Source organism: Candidatus Nitrospira neomarina (assembly GCF_032051675.1).
GTDB lineage: Bacteria > Nitrospirota > Nitrospiria > Nitrospirales > UBA8639 > Nitrospira_E > Nitrospira_E neomarina.
In genome coordinates this window covers 456,844-480,139 of sequence record NZ_CP116968.1, presented here as the reverse complement: position 1 = coordinate 480,139, position 23,296 = coordinate 456,844, and the positions used below count along the sequence as shown (strand labels likewise).

23 protein-coding genes are annotated in these 23,296 nt (G+C 47.2%); 8 read left to right on the top strand and 15 right to left on the bottom strand.

Annotated features, from left to right (window positions below):
* Positions 1-285: 285 nt before the first annotated feature.
* From PQG83_RS02100 to PQG83_RS02085, 4 genes are all read right to left on the bottom strand, one after another.
* Positions 286-1,281, bottom strand: a complete 996-nt coding sequence (locus PQG83_RS02100) for a sodium:calcium antiporter (RefSeq protein ID WP_312749160.1) — start codon at positions 1,279-1,281, stop codon at positions 286-288.
* 221 nt (positions 1,282-1,502) lie between these two features.
* Positions 1,503-2,492, bottom strand: coding sequence for a hypothetical protein (locus tag PQG83_RS02095; RefSeq protein WP_312746233.1), 990 nt, complete (start codon positions 2,490-2,492; stop codon positions 1,503-1,505).
* A 4-nt stretch (positions 2,493-2,496) separates the two neighbouring features.
* A complete protein-coding gene (locus PQG83_RS02090) occupies positions 2,497-4,095 on the bottom strand; it encodes a L,D-transpeptidase family protein (RefSeq protein ID WP_312746230.1) in 1,599 nt (532 codons plus the stop codon).
* Between the two features lie 104 nt (positions 4,096-4,199).
* A complete protein-coding gene (locus PQG83_RS02085; RefSeq protein ID WP_312746229.1) occupies positions 4,200-4,370 on the bottom strand; it encodes a hypothetical protein in 171 nt (56 codons plus the stop codon).
* A gap of 95 nt (positions 4,371-4,465) precedes the next feature.
* Here PQG83_RS02085 and PQG83_RS02080 point away from each other — a divergent pair, with 95 nt between their 5' ends.
* From PQG83_RS02080 to PQG83_RS02060, 5 genes are all read left to right on the top strand, one after another.
* Positions 4,466-5,491 carry a hypothetical protein gene (locus PQG83_RS02080; RefSeq protein WP_312746228.1) on the top strand — a complete coding sequence of 342 codons (1,026 nt, stop codon included), beginning with the start codon at positions 4,466-4,468 and terminating at the stop codon, positions 5,489-5,491.
* A 38-nt stretch (positions 5,492-5,529) separates the two neighbouring features.
* On the top strand, positions 5,530-6,195 hold the full coding sequence (locus PQG83_RS02075; RefSeq protein ID WP_312746226.1) for a BON domain-containing protein: 666 nt from the start codon (positions 5,530-5,532) through the stop codon (positions 6,193-6,195).
* Positions 6,196-6,341: 146 nt separating this feature from the next.
* A complete protein-coding gene (locus PQG83_RS02070) occupies positions 6,342-6,884 on the top strand; it encodes a DUF1269 domain-containing protein (RefSeq protein WP_312746224.1) in 543 nt (180 codons plus the stop codon).
* Between the two features lie 98 nt (positions 6,885-6,982).
* Positions 6,983-8,170 carry a PstS family phosphate ABC transporter substrate-binding protein gene (locus PQG83_RS02065; RefSeq protein WP_312746220.1) on the top strand — a complete coding sequence of 396 codons (1,188 nt, stop codon included), beginning with the start codon at positions 6,983-6,985 and terminating at the stop codon, positions 8,168-8,170.
* A 254-nt stretch (positions 8,171-8,424) separates the two neighbouring features.
* The gene (locus tag PQG83_RS02060; protein WP_312746217.1) at positions 8,425-8,841 is read left to right on the top strand and encodes a hypothetical protein; all 417 of its coding nucleotides are present in this window, start codon (positions 8,425-8,427) and stop codon (positions 8,839-8,841) included.
* Positions 8,842-9,018: 177 nt separating this feature from the next.
* Here PQG83_RS02060 and PQG83_RS02055 read toward each other — a convergent pair whose 3' ends face one another.
* The 5 genes from PQG83_RS02055 to PQG83_RS02035 all read right to left on the bottom strand — a co-directional run bounded on the left by PQG83_RS02055 (position 9,019) and on the right by PQG83_RS02035 (position 12,576).
* Positions 9,019-9,246 (bottom strand): CsbD family protein, encoded by a 228-nt coding sequence (locus tag PQG83_RS02055; RefSeq protein ID WP_312749159.1) that lies wholly within the window; start codon positions 9,244-9,246, stop codon positions 9,019-9,021.
* A 330-nt stretch (positions 9,247-9,576) separates the two neighbouring features.
* Positions 9,577-9,786, bottom strand: a complete 210-nt coding sequence (locus PQG83_RS02050; RefSeq protein WP_312746214.1) for a CsbD family protein — start codon at positions 9,784-9,786, stop codon at positions 9,577-9,579.
* A gap of 429 nt (positions 9,787-10,215) precedes the next feature.
* Positions 10,216-10,347 carry an entericidin A/B family lipoprotein gene (locus PQG83_RS02045; protein ID WP_312746211.1) on the bottom strand — a complete coding sequence of 44 codons (132 nt, stop codon included), beginning with the start codon at positions 10,345-10,347 and terminating at the stop codon, positions 10,216-10,218.
* A 132-nt stretch (positions 10,348-10,479) separates the two neighbouring features.
* Positions 10,480-12,081 carry a DUF748 domain-containing protein gene (locus tag PQG83_RS02040; protein ID WP_312746209.1) on the bottom strand — a complete coding sequence of 534 codons (1,602 nt, stop codon included), beginning with the start codon at positions 12,079-12,081 and terminating at the stop codon, positions 10,480-10,482.
* Positions 12,082-12,264: 183 nt separating this feature from the next.
* Positions 12,265-12,576: a BON domain-containing protein gene (locus tag PQG83_RS02035; protein ID WP_312746207.1), complete on the bottom strand. Its 312-nt coding sequence runs from the start codon at positions 12,574-12,576 to the stop codon at positions 12,265-12,267.
* Positions 12,577-12,995: 419 nt separating this feature from the next.
* Between PQG83_RS02035 and nhaA the strand changes: the two genes are divergently transcribed.
* The 3 genes from nhaA to PQG83_RS02020 all read left to right on the top strand — a co-directional run bounded on the left by nhaA (position 12,996) and on the right by PQG83_RS02020 (position 15,596).
* A complete protein-coding gene (nhaA, locus tag PQG83_RS02030; RefSeq protein ID WP_312746204.1) occupies positions 12,996-14,357 on the top strand; it encodes a Na+/H+ antiporter NhaA in 1,362 nt (453 codons plus the stop codon).
* Between the two features lie 170 nt (positions 14,358-14,527).
* Positions 14,528-15,367, top strand: a complete 840-nt coding sequence (locus PQG83_RS02025; protein ID WP_312746202.1) for a hypothetical protein — start codon at positions 14,528-14,530, stop codon at positions 15,365-15,367.
* Positions 15,368-15,425: 58 nt separating this feature from the next.
* A complete protein-coding gene (locus tag PQG83_RS02020) occupies positions 15,426-15,596 on the top strand; it encodes a hypothetical protein (protein ID WP_312746200.1) in 171 nt (56 codons plus the stop codon).
* 214 nt (positions 15,597-15,810) lie between these two features.
* Here the strand turns inward: PQG83_RS02020 and PQG83_RS02015 are convergent, their stop codons facing one another.
* From PQG83_RS02015 to PQG83_RS01990, 6 genes are all read right to left on the bottom strand, one after another.
* Positions 15,811-17,022, bottom strand: coding sequence for a glycosyltransferase (locus tag PQG83_RS02015; protein WP_312746197.1), 1,212 nt, complete (start codon positions 17,020-17,022; stop codon positions 15,811-15,813).
* Positions 17,023-17,435: 413 nt separating this feature from the next.
* The gene (modC, locus tag PQG83_RS02010; RefSeq protein ID WP_312746194.1) at positions 17,436-18,533 is read right to left on the bottom strand and encodes a molybdenum ABC transporter ATP-binding protein; all 1,098 of its coding nucleotides are present in this window, start codon (positions 18,531-18,533) and stop codon (positions 17,436-17,438) included.
* On the bottom strand, positions 18,530-19,213 hold the full coding sequence (modB, locus tag PQG83_RS02005; protein WP_312746191.1) for a molybdate ABC transporter permease subunit: 684 nt from the start codon (positions 19,211-19,213) through the stop codon (positions 18,530-18,532). Before modB ends, modC begins: the two co-directional genes overlap by 4 nt.
* Positions 19,214-19,280: 67 nt before the next feature.
* Positions 19,281-20,045 (bottom strand): molybdate ABC transporter substrate-binding protein, encoded by a 765-nt coding sequence (modA, locus tag PQG83_RS02000; protein ID WP_312746190.1) that lies wholly within the window; start codon positions 20,043-20,045, stop codon positions 19,281-19,283.
* Positions 20,046-20,124: 79 nt separating this feature from the next.
* Positions 20,125-21,609: an alginate export family protein gene (locus tag PQG83_RS01995; RefSeq protein ID WP_312746187.1), complete on the bottom strand. Its 1,485-nt coding sequence runs from the start codon at positions 21,607-21,609 to the stop codon at positions 20,125-20,127.
* Positions 21,610-22,144: 535 nt separating this feature from the next.
* Positions 22,145-23,290 carry an efflux RND transporter periplasmic adaptor subunit gene (locus PQG83_RS01990; RefSeq protein WP_312746184.1) on the bottom strand — a complete coding sequence of 382 codons (1,146 nt, stop codon included), beginning with the start codon at positions 23,288-23,290 and terminating at the stop codon, positions 22,145-22,147.
* Between the last annotated feature and the right edge of the window lie 6 nt (positions 23,291-23,296).

Genomic DNA, 23,296 nt, shown 5'->3' with positions numbered 1-23,296 from the left:
CATCGGTTGCTACAATGAATGGAATGGACGCTGACGTTGTGAAGGAAGGGTTTGGGACTGGAAGGTGCTCTCACTCATATCCATCAAAATCTCCTTGGCGCTGCTGTGATTTTGACAGAAGGAGCGCGATTTCAATTAATATGTCGCCTTAAAAAAACTTACTATTCTGAATAGTTTTAGGCCGGGGAATCGGGAATGAAGGACGTGCCAGTATCTTCACATTGATATCTCCCTTCATGCCCGATGATCCGGCTGATTAAAAAACCTTTAGCGGGTTTAAAAAGTTCAAGTAAGGAAAAGAATAGTGATTCCTCCCAAATAGACAAGCAAAATACAAAAACTTTCGAATCCGATATTGGCGATGCCATGTTCCTCCCGACGCAGCAATCCAAGCAGTAAAATACCGTTCATGAGCATAGTTAAGGCGATCAGATAGACTTGCTGATTCGTCGTAGCATGATAAATCGAACCGTCTTGAAACGCGAAATCGGAAAACGCGACCAGCAGCGTGTCAAAGGTATTGCCTCCTATAATTCCTCCTACGGCAAGCGTCAGCGCTCCCCTACGCACCGCGGCAAGTGAGGTGATCAATTCCGGCATAGAAGTACTCATGGTCGTGAAGACTCCCCCCACAAGCGTTTCAGAAAGTCCGGTATGAGTCACAAGAGAGACGGCTGAACGGGCAAGAACCCACCCGGCCGTTCCAATGAGCACGGCAGAAGCCGTGAACGCCATCAATAATTTCGGAAGATTTTCATGACGGTTGCCTGTCTCCGGTTCATCGGGTTTCGTGTGGGGAGTTAACTTGGGACTCCATAAGGGCTCAACATGGGAATGATGCACCAGCCGAAGACCAAAAAGATATATCCCGACGACACAGGGAGTGACCGGATGCACATTCCACAGGCTGAATTCAGGCCCCACGATGGCGAGTAAAATGAGCGAGAGCATGCTCATGAGGAGCACCCCGTTCATGAGATTGGCGGAGGACGCGGCGGCATGCTCCAGATTGGCATGCCGATAGGTCATGTCGGCAATGGCCAGAAATGCCGTTTGTATGGCAATGCCTCCCAGGGCATGACTCACCGCAAATTCAGCATGACCACCCCATGCGGTTGTCATGGAAGTAACAATGCCCGGCAAGGATGTACTGGCCCCCAGAAAAACGGCGCCCGCAAGCGCCTCGCCAATTCCTGTTCGATCAGCCAGCCGGTCTACCAATTGAGTGAGTTTCCAGCCGACCAGTCCGATGACCGCTGTGGACAAGAAAAAAAGAGCCAGGCTAAGAGTGAGAGACCAACGCTCCGATTCCAGTGATAAGATCCTATTGGGTTAAAAGTTTGGAATTGAGACCAATACCGCTTCCGTTGATAGGTTCCAGGCACTTCTGAACTACAGTGATACCTGAGATATGTGAATAGTGAAGGGTATTGTTCACCAAATTAGTTGTCTCGACAGAGGTCAGGTTCAACATCACTCAAGAAATTTAATGCCTCTGAACCTTACGGCTGAGTCCATCGTGCCGGGAATCCTCGAACATCAACATGAACGAATGGCCCTCGATGTGGTTTGGGTCCATAAATTCCTAATCCCCCGATAAAGGGTCGATACCAAGTTTCACGAGCCTTCTTCTTTACAATATCGGCCAGGACAATGGCATCAGTGATCGTGGCTTTACCGTCATGGTTGACATCATCCATATAGCTGTCCTCATCCACATCCACAAAAAAATCGGCTGCGCCACCATAAAGATGACGACTGTATTTGGTCCGGTTTCCAATGGAGTGGTTATAAAACGGGGTGCGGAAACCGCTCATAATATGAAGCGTCGACGTTGAAATCCCTTCTTGATTGAAGGCTTCGAGCATCATTTCCAATTTGAGCAACAGTCGCTCTCTTACCAGCAGATATTTCGGAAAGCCGCTGGGTTGTTTTCCCAAAAATTGCCCTAGCGTAAAATGGGGGGAAACGGGTACATTCCGATTGTTCTGCGTCACCTCAATAAAGCCCTGAGGCCGATTGTACGTCGGATTATCTTTTAATGGCTTGTGCTGATAACGACCGATTCGATAGCCGTTCAACTTTTCACTATCATGAGCAAACGGCACCATGACAAACACATTCAATGTCATGATGGAATTGGTGGTCGTGTCGGTAATCATGATGGGGTACATTCCCTGTTCCTGGGGGGCCTTCCATTTCCATCGTTCTCTCGCATATCCCTCAAGGACCCCAGCCTCACTGGAGACCGCAAAAGAGCTTTGCGGATGAGTAAAGACGCATTCTAACTCGATAGTTTGGGATGGCATGACATAAATTCCCAAGACCCGATAAGGATTCACTTCGTCTTTAACCTTGACGGAAAACGATAGACGTTCCGAATCGTATGGCGAACCCTGTGTGGCGGCTGCAGGATCATGAGACAGCATGACCACCATAATTCCTCCTCCGCACCACATCATCATGAAGATACGACTTAACCATACAGACATATCATTACCCTGCAGAATGTTGACGAAATAGATTGATTGGATTCTTGGCCAGAGATAGGAGGGGCCGCAAGGCAGCCCATAAACGATCGTCGTGACCGTAAGGATCATGACGGAATTGAAGCGTTCCGTCCTGAGCCACCCAGACCGTAAAATACAAAATATACACCGGTATAGCTTGAGAAAGTTTAATGACACGCCGCTCTGAACTTTCGAGTGCAAGCACGATATCCTTTTGATTCCACTGTTCATTCAAAAGAAATGCCGCCAAATCCGTCGGTCGTTCAACGCGGATACAACCATGGCTAAAATCCCGTTCGGACGCATCGAACAAATGATCGGCAGGTGTATCGTGAAGATAAATGGCATGATCATTGGGAAACATGAACTTAACCAATCCTAGCGCATTATTCGGGCCCGGTTTCTGCCGAATACGTATTGTGCCGTTTTGAATGTTTTCGGAAGTCAGGTGAGCAATGTCCATGGGCTGTTCATCCACGTCTACCACTTCAAAATTTCTTTCAGCGAGATAGGTTGGATCTTCTTGAAATTTTGGAAGGATTTCATCCCGGACAATGCTGATCGGGACATTCCAATATGGATTGAATACCAGATATTCCAGAATGTCAGTGAAAATGGGAGTTTGGGTCATCGGCTTTCCTACGATGACCGGCATCTCCAATTGTGATGTTCCGTCACGATAGGCCATGAGTCGAAAATCCGGAATATTCACTACTATATAGTCCGGACCCAATGTTCTCGGCATCCAACGGCGCCGCTCCAAATTCACCAACAGCTGTTGAATACGTGACTCGACCGGGATATTCAACGTATGTAATGTGGTGGGTCCGACTATTCCGTCTACGGCTAGACCATGTCGGGATTGAAATTTTTCTACTCCCTCCATCACTTCCTGATCGAAAATTTTCGTATGATCGGCCCCTTCTTTCATATCTCCTGTCGCAGCCAATCGCCTTCGTAGAACTTTTACTCGTTCACTGTTTGTCCCTTTGAGAAGCAACGGTCCATCGGGAATAGCCGGCCACCCGCCCTCGGCCTTAATTGTGAGATATTCTTCAAGCGCATGCAGTAAGGGCTTATAACCTTCATGGGCCCCAGCTAAGGAATCCAAGGTTGCCGTAACCCCCGTTTCAAGGGTTTGCAGCATTATGCGAGTGAGGAGTGGTCTCTCATCTTGCAAATACCACTTTTCGTTGGTTTGGCCCGGGGTTAAACGTCCCGACGTGACGTGATCCAACATTTTCAAAAATTTTTTCGAAAGGACGACTTCCAATCTGGCAAGAACATTCGTTCGGAATACCGGACGTTCTTCAGAGAACAATTGGTTGGTTCGTTGTAACCACTGGAGTTCAGAATAATCATAGTCGGTCGGGTTTAATCCTAATTGTTCGGCTCCCTTTAGAATCTGAAGTAGCGTTTGTCCCTCTGCATTCAGCTTTTGTGATTGCGAGAGCCACAACGGCTCATACTGCCGGTCATCATATATCTCAGTTAACTCCGTCCGGTAGCGTTCCGGCATGTCATCAATTAGGTCTTCCAGAACATGGGGGATGGCAATTTCTTGACCTTGGGCACTTCCCACCATTCCTAATCCAAGGAACACAGATAAACTTATACTTGATAAAACCGAGATTTTCCCACGCTTCATTTCCCCACTTTACGGTATCACTCGAACGTCACACACTGGCATTAACCCTGGAGGATATCTTCTTGATCCCCTAATTCCGCATCCACCCAGCCTCCTGACCGCCAACTTGGACAGAACGCAGAGCCCCTCTGCCCAGCTCCACACCAATAGTCAATTTCAATACGATCAGCTTCTTTTTCTGACCATTTCCAGGGTTTTTGAGGGTTTGCCATCGGATATTTCAGAGTTAATTTCCAACCATCACAGCGATGAGGCAGTCTCATCGCATTCACAATTTACACATCCAATTCCAGAAAGGAGGTTTGTGATGAACCGGTCTTATGCACGACCATTTTTAGTTGCAGGAGTACTATCGTTGTTGGGAATGCCGTGGGGAGGCAATGACCATGAGATATCAAAGATATCCACCGTCCATGCCGCCCCCTGGATCGCGCCTGCCCCGCAGCAGGAATTGTCCGCACAATGGGTTCAGGATGTTGCCCGTGAGTTTCGTAAACCACAAATTCGTAACATTTTTATGAACATCCCAGGGGGGTCCCCTCAATCCACAATTTTGGATTTATTAAATGAAGCGGCTGTGGGATTGGAGAATGGGGAGCCCGGTTATGCACGTCACCTGGTTCGCAAAGCGGTCGACGTGCTGGATCGAAGTGCAGGACGAGGGTGGTATACGGAATCGGACATTCAACCTATCCAGGCCATGATTTTAAAATATGCCAAACGGGGTTTTTCTGAGGCAGATCAGAATTGGCAATCCCGAAATAGGTCGAATAGGGAGATGTCTTCCAATCGGTCACAGGATGATGGCGTAAGATTATTTAATCCGGATGAACCGAATTTTTCCGCCAACCGGTGGGATGGGTACACCAGCGATCATTGGCAAGGAAGCGGAGGCAGCTACGACCGGGTTCAAAAACGGAATATCCGGCAAAATACGCAGAATTTTGATCGTACCCGAAATCGCACATCGAAATCTTCGTTCCGGGACAGGGAACACAATGTAAGAAATCAGGATGAAAATCGCCGAATGGAACGCGGAGGCACCCAGCGATACTATTCTGACGATTTTTATTATTCGGATTACCCTTGGGAAGATCGTGGGAGAAGGGGCGAATCTTCAAGACGTGACCGTGATTCCTACCGTGATTCCCATAGAGACAAGATGCCTTGGTCAATGGAACAGGATCGACGTGCCCATGCCCGTGGAAAGGAGAGGTTTTACAGCGAACAGTCTATGGACCGCGGACAACAAAGACCCTATGACCGTGGACCCGGACAGGATGAATATTTTGAATCGACCACCAGAACCCAGTCCAGGGGATTCAATCGCTAACCTTTACCACTTTAGTTAAGTCAAGGAGGAACCTCACGATGAAATTGTTACATACGTTACATCGAACATCTTTAGCCATAGCATTTCTGATGGGTGTAGGCGGAGCACCAGGCCTTGCCCAAAGCCAAGTCGTCCATGACGATTACGACATGAATCCCTACTATGAGTACGACCCATATTATGACTATGATCCATATCTCGATGATCGTTTTGGGTACGATTATGATTACGGATACGATTATGATGACTACGTTTTGACGGATTCGGAACTTCGTCAACGTATCAAGTTAAATTTTGCCATGAGCCCTTTTGTTGATGATGACAATGTTCGGGTATCCGTTAATCGTGGGGTCGCTACGCTTTCCGGCTCAGTGGAAGATCGGAGCGCCATGATCGATGCTCAGGAAATTGCGTATGATTCGGGAGCCTGGAAGGTTCGGAATAAACTTTCTCAACGTGAGACTGAAGAGCGCCCATGGGCCGACATGGGAGACAGAGAACTAAAAAAGGAGATTGAGGATGAGCTGTGGAGCAGTCCATTTGTCAATTCAGACAATATCTCGGTCGGAGTAAGAAACGGAGTAGCCACACTGTATGGTGGGGTCGAGAATAAAGGTGAAATTGCGGACGCAGTAGAAAATGCGTATGAAGCCGGCGCAAAGCGGGTTAAAAGCCGTTTGTGGGTTGATCCGGACGTTTCGTAAGAGGTAGGTCCTTACTCTGGAAAGGGAGAAGTTCTCCATTGGGGCAAGGCATCTACTCGACGCCTTGCCCCACGAGGGGATGTCTCACGCATTTCCGGGTTCGATGCAAGCAAAAAACAAATTAAGCAGACAAGAAGGGAGAAAGAATGAGCGAATTAATCGTCGTGGCTTTTGCTGATGAGACAAAAGCGGAAGAAGTACGGAAACTACTTTTTACCATGCAGAAGCAATACCTTCTTGATTTAGAAGATGCAGTCGTGGTCGTGAAAAATCAGAACGGGAAAGTCACCATCAATCAAACTTACAATTTGGTTGCCTCCGGGACGGTAGGAGGAGTGCTCTACGGAGGTTTATGGGGTCTATTAATTGGCGTGCTGTTTTTTAATCCCATACTCGGGTGGGCCGCGGGAGGACTGGCAGGAGCCACAGCAGGAAGTATTACCGGGTGGTTAACGGACATTGGCATTGACGATAATTTCATCAAAGAATTAGGAAACACTATTCAACCGGGACATTCCGCTTTATTCCTTCTTCTGAAAAAAGTGACACGGGATAAAGTGATTAATGAATTGAAACGGAAAGGCGTGGAGGGAACGATTTTGCAAACATCATTATCCACCGAAGACGAAGCCAAATTACAAAGTTTTCTTACATCGAAAATTCATCGTGTGGAGCATGAGGTGCAATAAGACATTCTTGCCTTTCTCCGCAATGCTCTTCGGGGAACTAATTTACAAGCCGCCAACGGTCGCAATTCCCCAGGAAGGGTTATTCTTGGCACATTTCTATGAAACGAATGTCATGGGTCATTTTCTTTGTGGGCACAATGATACTCCTTCTCCAGGAACTGGCAGGAGCGGAGTCCAAGTTCAAGCCTCTCTCCCAAATTTTGGCAAATGCCAAATTTTCCATTACTCGCCCATCCGGCCTGTCACCCACATTTCCAACCCGAACAGGCAGGGCGGGCATAGAAAGCTGCCTTCATTACACACCCGCACCACTACTCTCTCCGGAAAAATTGTTTGTTCTCGGAGAAAATGAAACACTCTCTCTTGCTGAGGATATCGAACATTCTTTTTCGAACGTGCAAAAGCTTCTGACCGTGAAGGCACGAAGTATTGAGACGACCCAAACTCCGCCGTGGTGGCAGATCTCTCAACACTCATCGATTGCCATAATGAGTGAACCAATGAACGACCATGAGCGCCTGGGGTTCATGGACTACTGGGGATACGAGCCAACCCAATTGAAGATTGCCGCTGATCCGGTCGTACTCATTGTTCATCTTTCAAATCCGCTTATTCAGCGGGGAATATCTCAAAAGGAAATAGATGCTATCTTTTCTCAAACCCCTTCACGAGAAATTCCCCCAATGAAGACATGGAGTGATCTGGATCTCAAAGGAGATTGGCGTTCCCGGTCAATAATTCTGCATGGCTATGATGCATCAGTCAGCTTGCATGATTTCTTCAAATTTCAGGCCCTTCAGGGGAAGGACTTTCATAATCGCGTTCATCGACATCCCAGTTCCGGTCAGGTCGTTTTTGCTGTGGGGAAAGAAAAAGGGGCTCTTGGATTTACGAAACTCAGCTCGGTTACGCCGCAGGTAGGAATTGTTCCATTACGGGAAAGTTCCAAACAATTACCTATTGACAAAAATTCCAGGTTGAACACGGCATATGCTTTTACACAGTACCTGTACGGGTATCTGAACCTAAATCCGCAAACACATCCGGACGAGGCGGCAATTGAATTATTCAAGTTCCTCTATAGTCAACAGGGCCAAGCCTTCTTGAAGAATCGAGGTTACGTATCTCTTCCCATTACAATGATTTCACAAGAATGGAACCAACTGAAAAAGGGATCAGACAAGAATTTTCCGGATTTTACAAAAATGTGCTCCACTCCATTTTCAGGGAGGGGATTTTTCTTTTCATCTCTCTTGGTTGAAAACACAAATCCTCTCCTGAGCTGAGAAACCGAAAGAATACAGAGGCGTACCCTATCACTCCTACCATCGTAGGTAAGATTTCACAGCCAGCACGCCGTCTTGGCTAGGGTTTTCCCCTTCAACCCCGCAAGAAAATCCCTGCATTTCCAGGGTTTTCAACAGTTTCGCAAGTCCCGACTTATTAACCATACTATGAAGAATCACAAGGTTTTCAAATTATCAAGCGATTCGAAGTATCAATTATGCAAGTTTTAAAACAAGAAAGGTAGGAACAACCAATGAGACGACACCATAAGAACCAACAACAGTCTAATAAAAATTTCCGATGGTATGTGCCGTTACTTTTTTTGGCTATGGTTGGTTGTCAGGATGAAACCGCACCCGTTAATAATCCACCGGTTGAACCCACGGTTTCCGGTAATTCGCAGGAAATTCCCCCTCCGCCCGTGGATTCCAATACTGCGAACCCCTCCTCCACCGACCAACCTTCCGAACATGCCAGATTAGTTGTAGGCGAAGTCATGTCTATTGATGACAAAACTTATATGATCAAGGACTCCGAAAATAAGGAAATTCGTGTAGAGACTACCTCCATGACGTTGGTAGATGAAGGAATTGAAGTGGGCGACACAGCGGAAATCCGTTATTCGGCAGAGGAAAAACCCACCGCTATTCGAAAGGTACGGGGGACTTAATACTATTTCAGGTACACTCAAATCTGTTATAGGCAGGAATAAACGGCATAGTGGATTAAAGGGAAAGTTTGAGAGTAATCACAACAGTATTTTTTTCTTGAGGTGGCAAAAAAAATCCGGCGCAACGGGAAAGCCCTCTCGCGCCGGAATCAATTCGGTCTTTCAGATTCCCTATGATTAATTCTTCTGATCGCGGGCATCATAAGGATGGTTTTCCAACCATTCATCCACCCATGCCCTGACTTCTTCTTTTCGTTCTCCATATCGCTCCTGAAGTTTCCCTTCGAAACGGTCTGTGCGCCCTTCAATTGCCAGCAGATCATCATCCGTAAACTCTCCCCAGTTTTCCTTGAGCGCTCCCTTGAGCTGCTTCCAATTACCATAGAATTGGTCCTCATTATACACCTTATGGATATACCCCTTTTCAACTCCTTCTTCCGCGGTAACAGAATAATCCATCCCGTTTGCCCCCCAAGCATGAGCACTCATGAGAAAAACGGCTGCCACGGTTGCGGCTATGTTATTTTTTAATATATCTGGCGTCATATTCATTGTTTTACTCCTTCGTCCGCGTATCTTGGGTAAATCAAGGTGGAACAGAACATTCCAGAATGAATAGTGGAGGCACTTACTATCACCGAAGGCATTCTCATTTACCCAGGAGCGGGGCTGTAATCTCCCGTCTCCTGGGGATGATGGGTATCCTGATCTTCACTATAAGTGAAGTGAATAGGATTATCGGACTGGTTGGTTTTTCGCCTGCCAATCCTCAGTCCATTTATTTACTTCGTCTTTTTGATCTCCATATAATTCTTGAGCCCTTCCCTTAAATTTATCGTAATCACCTTCGATTTGAGTTAATTCATCGTCGGTAAACTTTCCCCACTTTTTTTTCACTTCGCCCTTAAACTGGTTCCAATTTCCTTTGAATTGATCCTTGTTCATGTTGTTCTCCTTGAATGTTGTGTAAATATGAAAAATTTTCAAACTGCTTCTACAACCATTTCCTTCGCTTTTTTTATCCACCTCCTTTAATGGGATTTCCTACACCTTAAAAATCCTGTGGGCGGACCACCCACTTCTTCATTCTTATTTACTATTTAATATCAAGACAAACCCCTCTTCACCAACGTATAAATTGGTTTTCTACTCACTCTTTTTTATCCAGATGTTTATTTTCAGACGACTACAGAGGCCAGCTCGTTCGTTTCCATAGGAGGGTTGAGGCGAGATGCGGAAAGGAATCCAGACACGTGCTCATGCAGGATTGCCTCAGGTGTTAGGCTTGGGAAGGGGGAAGATATTTTCGAGAGAAGAAGGCGGAATTTCCCAATTTTGGATTAGGAAATTCCGCCTTCTATTTAGGAATGGATTTTAATCGGCTGCCTTTTCAATTGATTTGCCTGCTTTTTGCACATCCTCGCCGGCACCCTCCATAGTATTACATCCGGTTATCGCCAACAACGTGATCAAAAACACTACCCACACATAATGGTTAATATTCATTTTTCGCCTCCTTTGTGGTTAAGAAAATTCGAGAACCATTTCCATTGAACAGCCGAAATGAGGAATCATACTTCCCCACATATAACCCCAGTCTTTTTTTTTGTTTTTGGTGGAATAAACATTCCTCATTGCCTAATTCTTCTTTCCAAGGGTTTTTAAATTTTCAAAGGCGGGTGTCATAGCATCAACAAACGCATTTCTGAAAAGATTCCATATCAGTTCCCATGTCCCTATCTTGATATTGTCCAGGTTTCCGGTAATATCGGTTTTCGTGGCCACCTGATCCCTCGGCACATTTTCCAATAGAGAAGCTACCGCACTCACCACACCCTCATATAACTGTTGAAAGATATTGTCGGTTTTGTCCTGTGAAAGATCGTAAATTTCAGGTTTATCGAAAAATGGCTTAATATACCCCTGGACCCGGCCACCATCAGTATGTAATTCAGAAATTAACGAAAATTCCCCGCTTTTAACATCAAATCCTGCAAAGGCTTTGAATGCGTCGTTTAAGGTGGTCATATCTGTTTTATCTATTTTCACTTTTATATCAAAATCAGGATGTTTCACCTCCGGCCGGAATCCTCCTTTGATTGACGTCTTCCCCTTTCCCATAAATTTCCCGAAAAGTTCTAATTCTCCTTTTTGGGTAACTTTTGGAACTCCCACCCCGGTTACCTGGATGTCCACATGATTAACAAAAATCGTATACGGGGGGGTCGTTGTTTGGTTCTTATACCCAAATTCGCCATTTTTCACCGATGCGGAGTCTATCGCCACCTTGAAGGGGTCTTGGGATTTTTTTGAATCATCCGTGTCTGGCGTTGAGGACTCCCGCTTGGCCTTTTGTGCTTTGGTAGGAGAATCTTTCTCCACATAGTGAATATAGGGATTTTCTATTTCCAACCTGACAATTTGAGCCATGTTTGCCCAAGGGGAGTATTCGATATGTCCATGTCCGTTCAACGTTCCGGAATGTATTTCCACATTGACAAGGGTGGAGACAGGAAGAAACGATTGGAGTTGGACATTTTTCATATCAAAATCTACGGCTATTCCTGGAAACGGTTCAGCCAAGAAATTGCCTTTTCCCGAAATACTCACAAGCCCTGCTTGGGGAAGAGATCCTTCCAGATGGACGGTCGTGGGATATTCTCCCTTTTTTGAACGAATATTCTGTATATTTTCAATATTTAATTGCAGGTTTGTCAGTTCCAAAGGAGGATGGTCAGACTGATCCCGGTATGACAATGAACTATCTTCAACTCGAAAAGTATTAATGGTGACGGGATACAATGCGTATAAGGCCTCTTGCCAACCTTTGTCTTTGACGTCTGTTATATCTTTAACCTCTTTTTCGGCCTGAGGGTAGGCAAAGACCACTTTGGCATTTTTAATAAGGTGATCACTGACAATCTCCATTTTGAATAATTGCGTCCACTGAATACTCGCGCTCCAGAATGGAATGATGAGTAGGGGAGGCTCTGGGTTTGTTTCTTGTCGTAACGTCAAATTTTCAAAGTCAATGGAGAAACCAAGTGGATGAAAATCAACGGTCTCTAACTCAACCGTATAGCCTTTGAGTTGTGTATTGAGATTGGTTTCAATGTAGGCCCGCAACGATTCATCAATAAAAAATGAGGTGACCACCAAGAGCAGTAGGATGAAACCCATAATCCCCGAGGTGAGGATAAGGGCACGCATCCACCATGGTCGTATTTTCTGAGATCCCATTTTTCAATGATCGTCCTACCCGTCATCCCTATCGTGGTATTTGTAAGTCAGGCCACATCCCTGGATTCGAAATTTCGGAGGCCGTTTGGTTTGAGACTGAAGATTCCGTTTTTATTCTTTCTTTAGATGAATAATCCCCGCCCCTCCTCCGAGGCGGGGATTTCCGGTTCATGACGGATCTGACTAAGGGGATTGTACCTTCAGATCATTGTCGACTCGCTTGACGCCTTTGACTTGCTTGGTCAGACGGCCCGCTTCCGCTTTGTCCTCTTCAGTTTTGGCTACACCCATAAGATGAACCACACCCTTTACGGTTTCAACCTCTACCCGAGACAATGAAGTGGGTTGTTGATTCGCGAGTTTGGTTTTCACTGCGGCAGTGACACTGGCATCATCAACGTAATCTCCAGTGGACTGTCCGGTCATAGATTGGCACCCCACCAACAATCCCATTACCACCGCAATCTTTAAAAAAGTTTGAACGGTTTTCAACATGGCCTGCCTCCTCTAATAATTGTTGCCATACATAGAACCTTGCATGGTGTTCTCACATAATAAATATCACTCATCCTACTAGATGGGAGCAGATACACCTCAAGAGACAAAACTACCTCCTTTCTTAAACTTTTGTCTTAGATTTTCATTTTTAACGCGCAGTATCATAAGCAATATCGCGAATGGGAACTCGATAATCTTCAGGTGTTTACATCCGGGCTTTTGGTATCGCCTCACTCCGATTCTGGGAAGAAAGCATCCCCGCAACACAGACGAATCCGTCCGATCTCAACAAGCAAAAAACGTATGCCAACATTATTGAACGTGTTACACGAAATGGTGGGAAGGCAAATTTTCATGGAGTCCGCAGATTTATCCCCAATTGTGAGCAACAACATTATTCCAGGACTTTTCATTCCATGGATCTTGTAAAAGAAGCCAAACAATCCGTTAAAAGCCGCCCAGTGGAAAAACTCCTTTCGCCCTTGGAGGAATTCACCAAACAAAATGCCTCCGGTGGTATCGTGCTTTTGATTTGCACCGCAATCGCCCTGGTTCTCGCCAATTCAGCCTATGGCTCTCATTTTTCGGCATTTTGGGAACTACCGTTTACCATTGGCTTTGGTCCTTTTTTATTGGAAAAACCCCTATTACTGTGGATCAATGACGGATTGATGGCCATTTTCTTTTTTGTCATTGGACTCGAAATTAAACGGGAAATATTGGTCGGAGAATTATCCGAACCCCGTCAAGCCATACTTCCCATTGCGGCGGCTGTTGGCGGAATGGTTCTTCCCGCAATGGTGTATCTTCTGCTTAATTTTCAAACCCCTTACAGCTCAGGTTGGGGAATTCCCATGGCCACCGATATTGCTTTTGCCATTGGCCTGTTGGGTCTATTGGGCTCAAAAATTCCTTTTTCGGCTAAAATTTTCTTAACGACTCTGGCTATCGTTGACGATCTAGGAGCTGTTCTCGTAATTGCCTTTTTTTATACCTCGGATATTTCATGGATCAGTCTTGGGACTGGCTTAGGATTTTTAGTAATCTTGATGAGTGCAAACCGGTTGGGAATCCGTTCTCCATTTATTTATGGCCTATTCGGCATTGGTGGCCTATGGTTGGCGTTTCTTTTTTCTGGTCTTCACCCCACGATTGCCGGTGTGCTTGCGGCTTTTACTATTCCAGCCACCTCCGCCATGACCAAAAAAGAATTTGCGCATAAAAGCGAAAAGTTCAGTCAGGAATTCCAAAGAGCTGAAGTTCCTGGGGTTTCAATTCTGGAAAATAAAGAACAGGCACAAGCCGTCCATGCACTTGAAACGGCCAACGATTTAATCCAACCCCCTCTGCAAAAACTCGAACATGTTCTCTACCCGTGGGTCACATTTGCCATCATGCCTATCTTTGCTCTGGCTAATGCGGGAGTGGTAATGACCACCGACTCTTCACTCTTCAGCAATACCCTCTCACTAGGAATTGGTCTGGGATTATTATTCGGCAAGCCCTTGGGCATTTGCCTTGGAGCCTGGTTGGTGGTCCGATTTGGTAGCTCTGATCTTCCATCTCACCTTCATTGGCCTCAAATTATTGGTTTGGGATTTATGGGGGGTATTGGGTTTACCATGGCTATTTTCATTGGAACGTTAGCTTTTCAGGGATCTTCCGATCTGCAAACGGCCAAATTAGCTATTTTAATCGCATCCTGCCTCTCTGCCTGTCTTGGCTTACTCCTGTTATCGAAATCAACTCAAACGCCCAATGGGAAACGGCCCTCATAGCGATAGCTTAGAGTCCCCTCTCCTTGTGTCCTCCCAGGCTATTTTCTCTCCCTTTAACATCGTGAGGTGCAAACCCAGGGTTTTCCTCAGGTCTCCCGGGAGGAACAATTGAGTATATTTCAGACGTTGTACTATCTCTTAACATTTAAAAATTAACAAAGGAGCGTTTCATGCCTTTCACAAACGTATTGCAACAACCGTCAAAGACGCCACCGGCACAAGGTTCAATGAGACGCTTAGGTCTGGTTGGATTGTGCTTTTTGACTGGATGTCTGGTTATTCCCGGTGCGGTTATTGCCCATGAAGGAAACAACACGAAAGGTAGTGAATCCCTGTCCGGGGAGCGTGTCTTAATTGGGACTGTGGAAGAAATCAGAGGGGAGCAGGCCAAGGTGAACACAGGGGAAGGGCAACCTCGATATCTGCCCATGAATCTCCGTGAGGAGAAAGGGCTCCCCCCTCTAAAAAATGGGGATCGCGTTGAAATAACCGTCAACGACCAAAACCTCATTGTCGATGTTCATCTGCCAGGAGAGGAGTCACATCATCGAACGGTCCATGGTGTTTTGGCCCAGCCACTGGTGACCGGCCACGAAAAGGCCGTCATTCAGTTGAAGGAGGGACAGCAGGAATCGCATAAGATCATTTCAATGGCCAGGAGCAAAGTGGCGTCCATTCCGGTTGGCGCGGAAGCCACTTTCCTTATTGATGAAATGGATCAGATCGTGGATGTCACATTCGAGAATCAGACAACAGTGGACAAAGCCCAACATCTCGGGGAAAAAAAGTCTCCTCTGAAAGGGAATTTCAAAAAGGTTTCAGGAGTTCTGAAGCAACCCCTGAAAAATAACATGATTGCCGTTCAACCGGATGGGGGAAAGGAACACCAGTATGAAGTGCGTCCTCTGATTCAGGAAAAGCTCAAAAAGCTTTCTTCAGGGCAAGAAGTCGTCCTATTTGTCGATGATGAAGATAAGGTCACCGATGTGGCTTTTGTAGAGAAAGATTAAAGCTCTCTCCCCGGATTGGATGAAGGCAAGATATTGAATCAAGGATAACCGTTGTTGAATGTTATTGGAACGTGGAACCGGCGCGTTGCACTTCAAAAGCGTTGAAACCGAGAGATGGACGCACACGGATACCGTTGAACCGGTGCGTCCAACTCCATATCAGGAAATCGAAGTGTGCTGGAGTTATGATCAGCAGAGTGCTGGGGCCAGCAGGCTCCTTGTTCTATAAAAAATCCGCCATGAACTTATAGCGGAAACTGGCCGAAATCCGTATTCTTGACCCTTCAGTGGTCCTTTTCCTTTGTTGGTTTTCCTATACCATTATCCATCTAACCATTATTGAATATTGAAAAATTTTTGGAAAAATTGGCAGGTTGAAAAACGTGGCGACTGGCATCCTGAGTGTTCCCTGGCAGCCAACTATCCTGAAAGAAAACCAAAACTCAATCAGTGCAGCCAATTCCAGTCCGTCCTTTCCATTGTCCCCCGATCTTTAACCAATATCGGTAAGCCGAGTCTACAGTCATTCCCAGGTAAAGGAAGGCGGCTATGGGCAATACCAAACCATAGGTTGGAGCCAGTGCGTATAATCGCAAGGTGGGTTGAAACGTATACATCATGATCAGCCAAGCGAAGACCGCCAGCCCTCCCGCCAAAGCACTTCCGTGAAGTGGCCAGGTCAAAGCAACAAGCGGTGGGAGAAGATAGACAACCACCAGACCCATGACGGTACCCGCAAGCATCAAAGGGGAATATCTCAGTTGCGTGTAAGCCGTCCGTTTTACCATGGTCCAGATGTCATGAAGCCTTAAATAGGGGCGAATGCTGTGCTCTGAATCCGTAAGACCCACCCAAATTTTTCCTATTCGCTTCATTGCCGTCCCAAGGGCACAATCATCAATTACTTCACCACGAATGACCTCGATCCCTCCAATTTGAAGCAGTGCACGATTCCTCACAAGGATGCAACCTCCAGCTGCACCTCCCACAGTTGATTTGTGATCGTTAATGAGGGGAAAGGGATAGAGTTTTTGAAAAAAATACACAAATGCTGGAATCAGCAGCTTCTCCCAGGCATGTTCACAATGCAATCGGACCATGAGCGATACCAGATCAAGTTCCTCGAATTCGGCCTTGGAAACCAGCTCACGCAGATTTCCCCGGCTGTGCTCGATGTCCGCATCCGTCAAATATCGATAGGCGGCATTGGGCCAGTGTTGCTCAGCGTATTGCAATCCGGTATGGAGGGCCCAGACCTTTCCCAGCCATCCAGAGGGCCGATCCTCAGCGACGTTCACAGTAAGGCGTGCTCCCCCTGGGTGTTCGATAGCAAGCTGACGTGCAATGTCGCCGGTACCATCCTCACTTTGATCATCCACCATCACAACGTGAAACTCCCCTGGGTAGTCTTGCTCTAAGAGAGACCGCAACGTCCGCTCAATGACATCCGCCTCATTCCGGGCGGGAACTACGACAACGATGGTTGGCCATTGTGTGGTGTTGAAAGTCATTAACCCCTCGCTACCAAGTCGCTGGTCGGCATACCAGAAGCGACCATGCCCAAACGAGAGGTAGAGCCAGGTTACCAGGGAAAGCGCTGAGGCCAAAAAGAGATAGACCTCAAGATGGTCAATAGGAATGGGCCAAAAACTCATAGAGCCTCCACATACATAAATTTCATACGATCACAAATCATGTAAGTCCACACAAGAACCAGATTTTTTCGCTTAAGTCTTGTCTCCGTAAAAAGTGTTACAAAAATTGATGTGCTGTTCACTCACCAGAGAGAGTCCATTCATTCCCGTGACTTCACAATCCCACGACATTGCACATGTGACAACTGGAAGGACCACAATGGTCCCATTGTTGGCTTTCAACGTGCCATACCCAAGACCGTCAGCCGATCCTCCAGCACCTTATACATATCCTGGTGATCATTAACTACAACCCATTGCAATCGTGCGTCGAAACAGTCTGGATGCCACTTTGGCATTCTGGGTTGCACCCACAACCAAGAAATAAACGTGTTGCCTTTCGCATCCAGAAAGAATTTAGGGAGAATAGATATTTATTCCAGGGAATCGTGGGTAAGGGCCACAGCTTTGATTTGAGCATGAACTTTCTGCCCTGGATGGAGTTGGAGGGTCGCTAATGATTTTCGGGTAATGGTGGCCAGCAAGGGACAACCAATATCCAGTTTGATATCGACAAAGGGTTGACCAGACTCGATGGGGCCGATTTCCAGGACCGTCGCCTGTAACACATTCAGCACACTGGTTTGGAATGCAGGAGGGCTTGCCACAAGACTGACATCCCGGGCAAGGATTTGCACGCGTAATAATTCTCCTATGGATGAATGTTGATGGGGCACTGACAGTTGACCTCCGGAAAAATTGAGAGTGGTGAGCCCGAATTCTACATCATGCTCCGCCACACGAGTGTCAATGACTGCACCAATGTGGCTGTCCGGAATGACGCGGCGACTGCCTACTTGAGAAAACACTTCAGCAAGTGGCCCGATAGCGGCCACGCTCCCCTCCTTCAGCAGGATGAGAGTCCTGGCGAGTTGCACCACTTCATGCAAAGCATGACTCACATAAATAATGGGTATCCTGAATTCCTTATCCAGCCGTTGGATAAATGTCATGATTTCCCGCTTTCGTTGGATATCAAGGGAGCTGAGCGGTTCATCCATGAGGAGCAGTCGCGGGCTGGTTAATAAAGCACGCCCAATGGCCACTCGTTGCTGTTCTCCGCCAGACAGGTGGGTTGGACGGCGCTCCAACAACGAGTTTAAACCCAGGATCTCGACGACCTGATCAAGTGAAATGCGGCGCTCCGATTTCGGTATCCGCTTCCATCCGTACAATAAGTTCGATCGGACGCTCTGATGGGGAAATAAACGGGGCTCTTGAAATACATAGCCAACCGGACGTTGGGAGAGTGGAAGAAAAATATTGTGAGTTTCATCCTGCCAAACTTGTTCTCCGAGGGCGAGAAAGCCATCCGGGGATCGCTCCAATCCGGCGAGACAGCGCAAGAGGGTGGTCTTACCACATCCGGAAGGACCGAAGACGACCGTGATCCCTTCGGCGGGTACACTCGCCTTCACCTGCAAGCGAAATGAGTGAAACACCACCTCGAATCTGGCTGTCAACTCGCTCATGAGACGTGGATAGGCAAACGGCGGTTCACCGTATAGACCATAAGGAGGACCAGAAATGAAAAGACGAGAAGTCCTGCCGACAGGACATGAGCCTGGCTATATTCCAATACTTCCACATGATCGTAGATGGCAATAGAGAGTACTTTTGTTCTTCCTGGAATATTCCCTCCCACCATCAAGACCACACCAAATTCGCCAAGGGTATGAGCGAATCCAAGGACAATCGCCGTGAGATAGCCGCGAGAGGCCATGGGGGAAACTACGGTAAGAAATGTGTCGACCTTTGAGGCTCTGAGCGACCAGGCGGCCTCTAACGGCTTTCGCCCAATTGACTCAAAGGCGCTATGCAAGGGTTGAACGACGAAAGGAAGGGAATATAACGCCGAAGCAATGACGAGTCCGGTGAATGTAAACGAAAGCGCGGATCCGGTTACCGCCTGGGAGGCGCTCCCGATCCATCCATGAGGACCCAATAAGACCAGCAAATAAAATCCGAGCACGGTGGGCGGCAAGACGAGAGGCATGGCAACAATTGCCTCAATCGCCGTCCGGACTCGGGATCGGGTATGTGCAAGCCACCAGGCAAGCGGAGTTCCAATGATCAGAAGCACCATCACTGTCACCCCGGCCAGACGCAAAGTCAGCCAGAGAGGTCCTAAATCCACCTCAGATAGTGTCATGGCTTCTTATGTAGCATTATCGCCTATCGAATGGAAGGTCTTTTCTCAAGGGTCGATATGTAAGTGATTATGGCAATCCATAGCCGAATCGTTCAATAATAGCCCGGCTTTTATCTCCTTTGACAAAATCTAGAAATGTTCGGGCACCGGCATGATGCTGTCCAGTCCCTAACAGGACCGCTTCTTGTTCAAGTGATTCGTGAAAGGACGTTGGCACATCCCACCGGCTGCCGCTCCCGTTGATTTTGGGATCCAACACTTGGGAAAGCGCCACAAATCCGAGCTGAGCGTTTCTCGAATACACAAACTGAAACGCCTGTCCGATGTTTTCCCCCTGAACGATCCGATCCGTGAGGGATTCCCAAAGACCCATCTTCTTAAGTGTTTGTTGAGCAGCCCTGCCATAGGGCGCGGTTTTCGGATTGGCAATGGCCAGATGATCGAAGTGGCCCGTCGACAGGACGATTTGTCCATCCCCATTCACCACGTTCGAATCAGGACTCCATAGGGTTAGACGTCCAACGGCATAGACAAAACGGCTACCCTTGACCGCCAGTCCTTCTGCTTCCAACAATTCCGGGCGCTCAGCATCTGCTGAAAGGAAGACATCGAACGGGGCACCGTTTTTGATTTGTGCATACAATTTTCCACTCGATCCGGAACTGATCACAACCGTATGTCTCGTGTCTTTCTGAAAATTGGTGACAATTTCGTTAAGGGTGGTCAAAAAATTTGACCCAACGGCCACCCGCACTTCATCGGCTACTGCTACGGAGACGAAACCTGAACAAAAGACCATAAAAGCCAAAACACAGATTCGAACAAACATCATGCATCTCCCAACATCATAAGTGCCGCCAGATGGCTCATTGTAAGAACAGGCTGACTCCGATTAACGATTGAGAGCCTGTTCATAATCTGATGCGCATAGAAAGATAAAAATAATCCGTATCCTTGTTCCCACCCTGAGGTAAATTCGCCGAAGCCGGAAGCCGCTCAAAATACGATCCTTTAAACCAATGATCGTACCCGGCATCAAAGTCCAGATTTTGGCTGACGGTCCATGACACGCGTAATTCCAGGTCATGCCCTAAATAATTTCCTGCCCCTCCTGTGGGATCTTCTAAAAGGATTCCTCCATTCACAGCGCTGCCTTGGGCTAAGTACCAGAACCGATGCTTGATTTGCATCCTGACGCTTTTGGCAGGCTTCACAACCAGCCTCCAACCGGGAGAACTGACGTTGGATCGGAGAAATGGTCCGAAAATTCCCGTAGGCATGAAATCCCATCGACGAGCCCCGAACAATATATCAAAGGTTCCGCTTTGGCTTCCTCCCGGTGTCCTGGTTCCACTGGAATAGGAATACTGCACCAAAAATTGAGGGGTCCAGGGCACATTAAACGTATAGCCAACTTGGGCATTGGGATTATAGGCAAAATGATCGACCTGCCCTAATTGCCCGACTTGAACCGCCCCCTCCAATTCATAATCGAATTCACCAATTGCAGGATTTTTGAAGAGGCGAAATCCGTAGGTACCATACGTACGATGAAAATTTTTATTTTGTTGTCGTTGATCGTTGAGTCCATAATAAAAGGCATTGACATTCATCCATGGAATCTGAAGGTTTTCCACATACGCACCCCAAAACAAAAATTTCTTATTCTGCTCGTCTAGCTGATCCTGGTCCCGGATGACCGGTTCAGTGATAAACGCACGGAGTCGCCAAGTATCTGGTTTCCCAATCTGCCAATGGAAACCGTCGAAGGCATTTGAAGTATTCCGGAAGTTATTGCGAGCGACATATCGACGTCCTCCCAGGTCCAGGGTCATGCGGCCGACATGCAGGTCGGTTCGCAACCCGCTTCCTGCAACGTTGTCTATGGTCAATGATCCGAATAATTGTAAAATATCCCATTCATCGACGGTTGAATTATTGACAAACCCCCCATTTTGGGCCCCGTATTCGCGAGAATCCTGTCCTTCAAAGAGAAGCCGGAGAGGGCCATTACCCAATCCGAAGCGCACCCTGGACCGGAGAACCCACTGAGAATCCGTTCGCCCGCCTCCAACTGCCGCAGTGGATCGCCAGGGATGACTGACACTTTCAAAGCGCGTACGGTTTTCAATCCCTAAGTCAACGAAATCCGGCAGACCCAACGCCGCTTTCAGATACCGATTCCATTGAGTCTCTTTGTTTCGGATCAAGACGGCATCAGCCGTTTCCTTCCAATTTTTTCCATTCTGTGCTTCCGCCCGAACTTTGTTCTCTTTAAAAAAATCACGAAAAGCTGAACCCTTTTCCATGCCTAAGGAAGAGGAACTGGGAGATGCCGGTTCGGCCGCCAAAACCGCAAGGCAATTCATCACCATGGCCATTCCTAATCCAGCCATCCCCCAGACTTTCACATTATTTGCCTTTTACTCATTACGACACATCCTTCCTTTTGTGTCAGAATGATCCATAAAAACGAGGTCACCTCTTCGTAAAATACGATCATACGTAATGTAATTTTAAACATTATTTATGTCAAGTTTAATTGACATCAATTGTTTACCTTCCTAAGTTATAAATGACATGGACAATTTTAAAATGCTGGGAACCCTTCTATGAGATCGGGAAAATCATCATTTTGGGGAAGGGACAACGGAGAGACTCCCTCGATGGTGGAAATATCAAAGAATCCAGGAGATCTTGTTACGCAGGGGGGAAACACATCCCGGAAAATTCAAGAATTGAGAAGAAGAAACAAGAAGAGACAGGCACTTGTGCAGGCGAAGGAGACCTATTCGAATAATTGTACCCCTTTTTTGAAAATGGGCCCTACCCTATTTGTCATGATAAGGGACATCCTGAGTTTACCCACTGCTCCTCACGGCATGCCAACTTTCATTGCTAATAATGAGAACCTTTCTAAAGGAAGCTGAGTTACGTGCTGGTGTTGGGAGGTACTTCCTTTAGAACCGGAATAATTTCTGTGCCTGGCCTGATTTCGTCAGTACCTCTAAACATTACGAGATCACCAGATTGGAGAGCGCCGAACACTTCAACCATTGAACCACTCTTTGACCCCTTTCGAACCGGGATCCATTCCACCAGGTTTTCTTTGACCAACAGCACAAAGACGTTTTCCGTCGTGGTGACAACGGCCGTGGCCGGAACAAAGAGGGTCGGACGAGAACGGCGAATCGGCCAGCGGACTTCCGAAAACATTCCGGCAGCCAGCCGCCGAGCCTGGTTATCTACATCCATTTCCACGGGCATGGACCGAGTTTTAGGATCGACCGATTGAGCAATACGAGACACCACTCCCCGAAAAGTTTCTTCCGGATAGGCCGGCACGGTAAACGGAACAGTTGCCCTTTTATCAATTGATCCGGCATACGCTTCCGGAACCGGAACGATCAATCGTAAGTGAACAATCTGCTCCAACCGTAACAGCGATGAAGTCCGACCGCTTACCCCATCCGGTCCCACCATCGCTCCAGGATGAATATTCCGTTGTGTGATCACTCCATCGAATGGCGCCTTCACCCGCAAATACTTTTCCATTTCTTGTAAGGATTCGAGACGGGCTGTCAAGGCTTCCTGGTGGTGCTGGGCCAATTCCACATCGTTTCCAGCCACGACACCTGGGGTAGAGGCCGCGGCTTGAAGACGGGTATACGTGATGTTTGCCGCACGAAGTTGGGCTTCCGCTTCCCTCCTCTGCGCTTGCAACTCTGGCGCGCGTAATTGGATGAGAATATCCCCTTTCTTTACGGTTGCACCACGATCCACGCTGACGGATTCCACGATTCCCGTGATCTTTGGGGAAAGGTCGACGCTCAAAAAAGGAAGCAGTTCCCCGGACAGGGGGATCGCCTCTTCCAAATATTGGCTGGAAACGGCAACCACTTCGATCGAAACCGGTTGAGTACGGCTCGCGGGGGATTCTGGTATTTCCGATGTGGAGATTATAGAAGAAGGGACCGATGGGTTCTGAGCCACACGGCCATCGTTGCTCATGACCATGACAACTCCCGCAATAAGTCCGAGTAATACCAGCCCGATTCCGATTATCTTGCGTGACATCGTGAC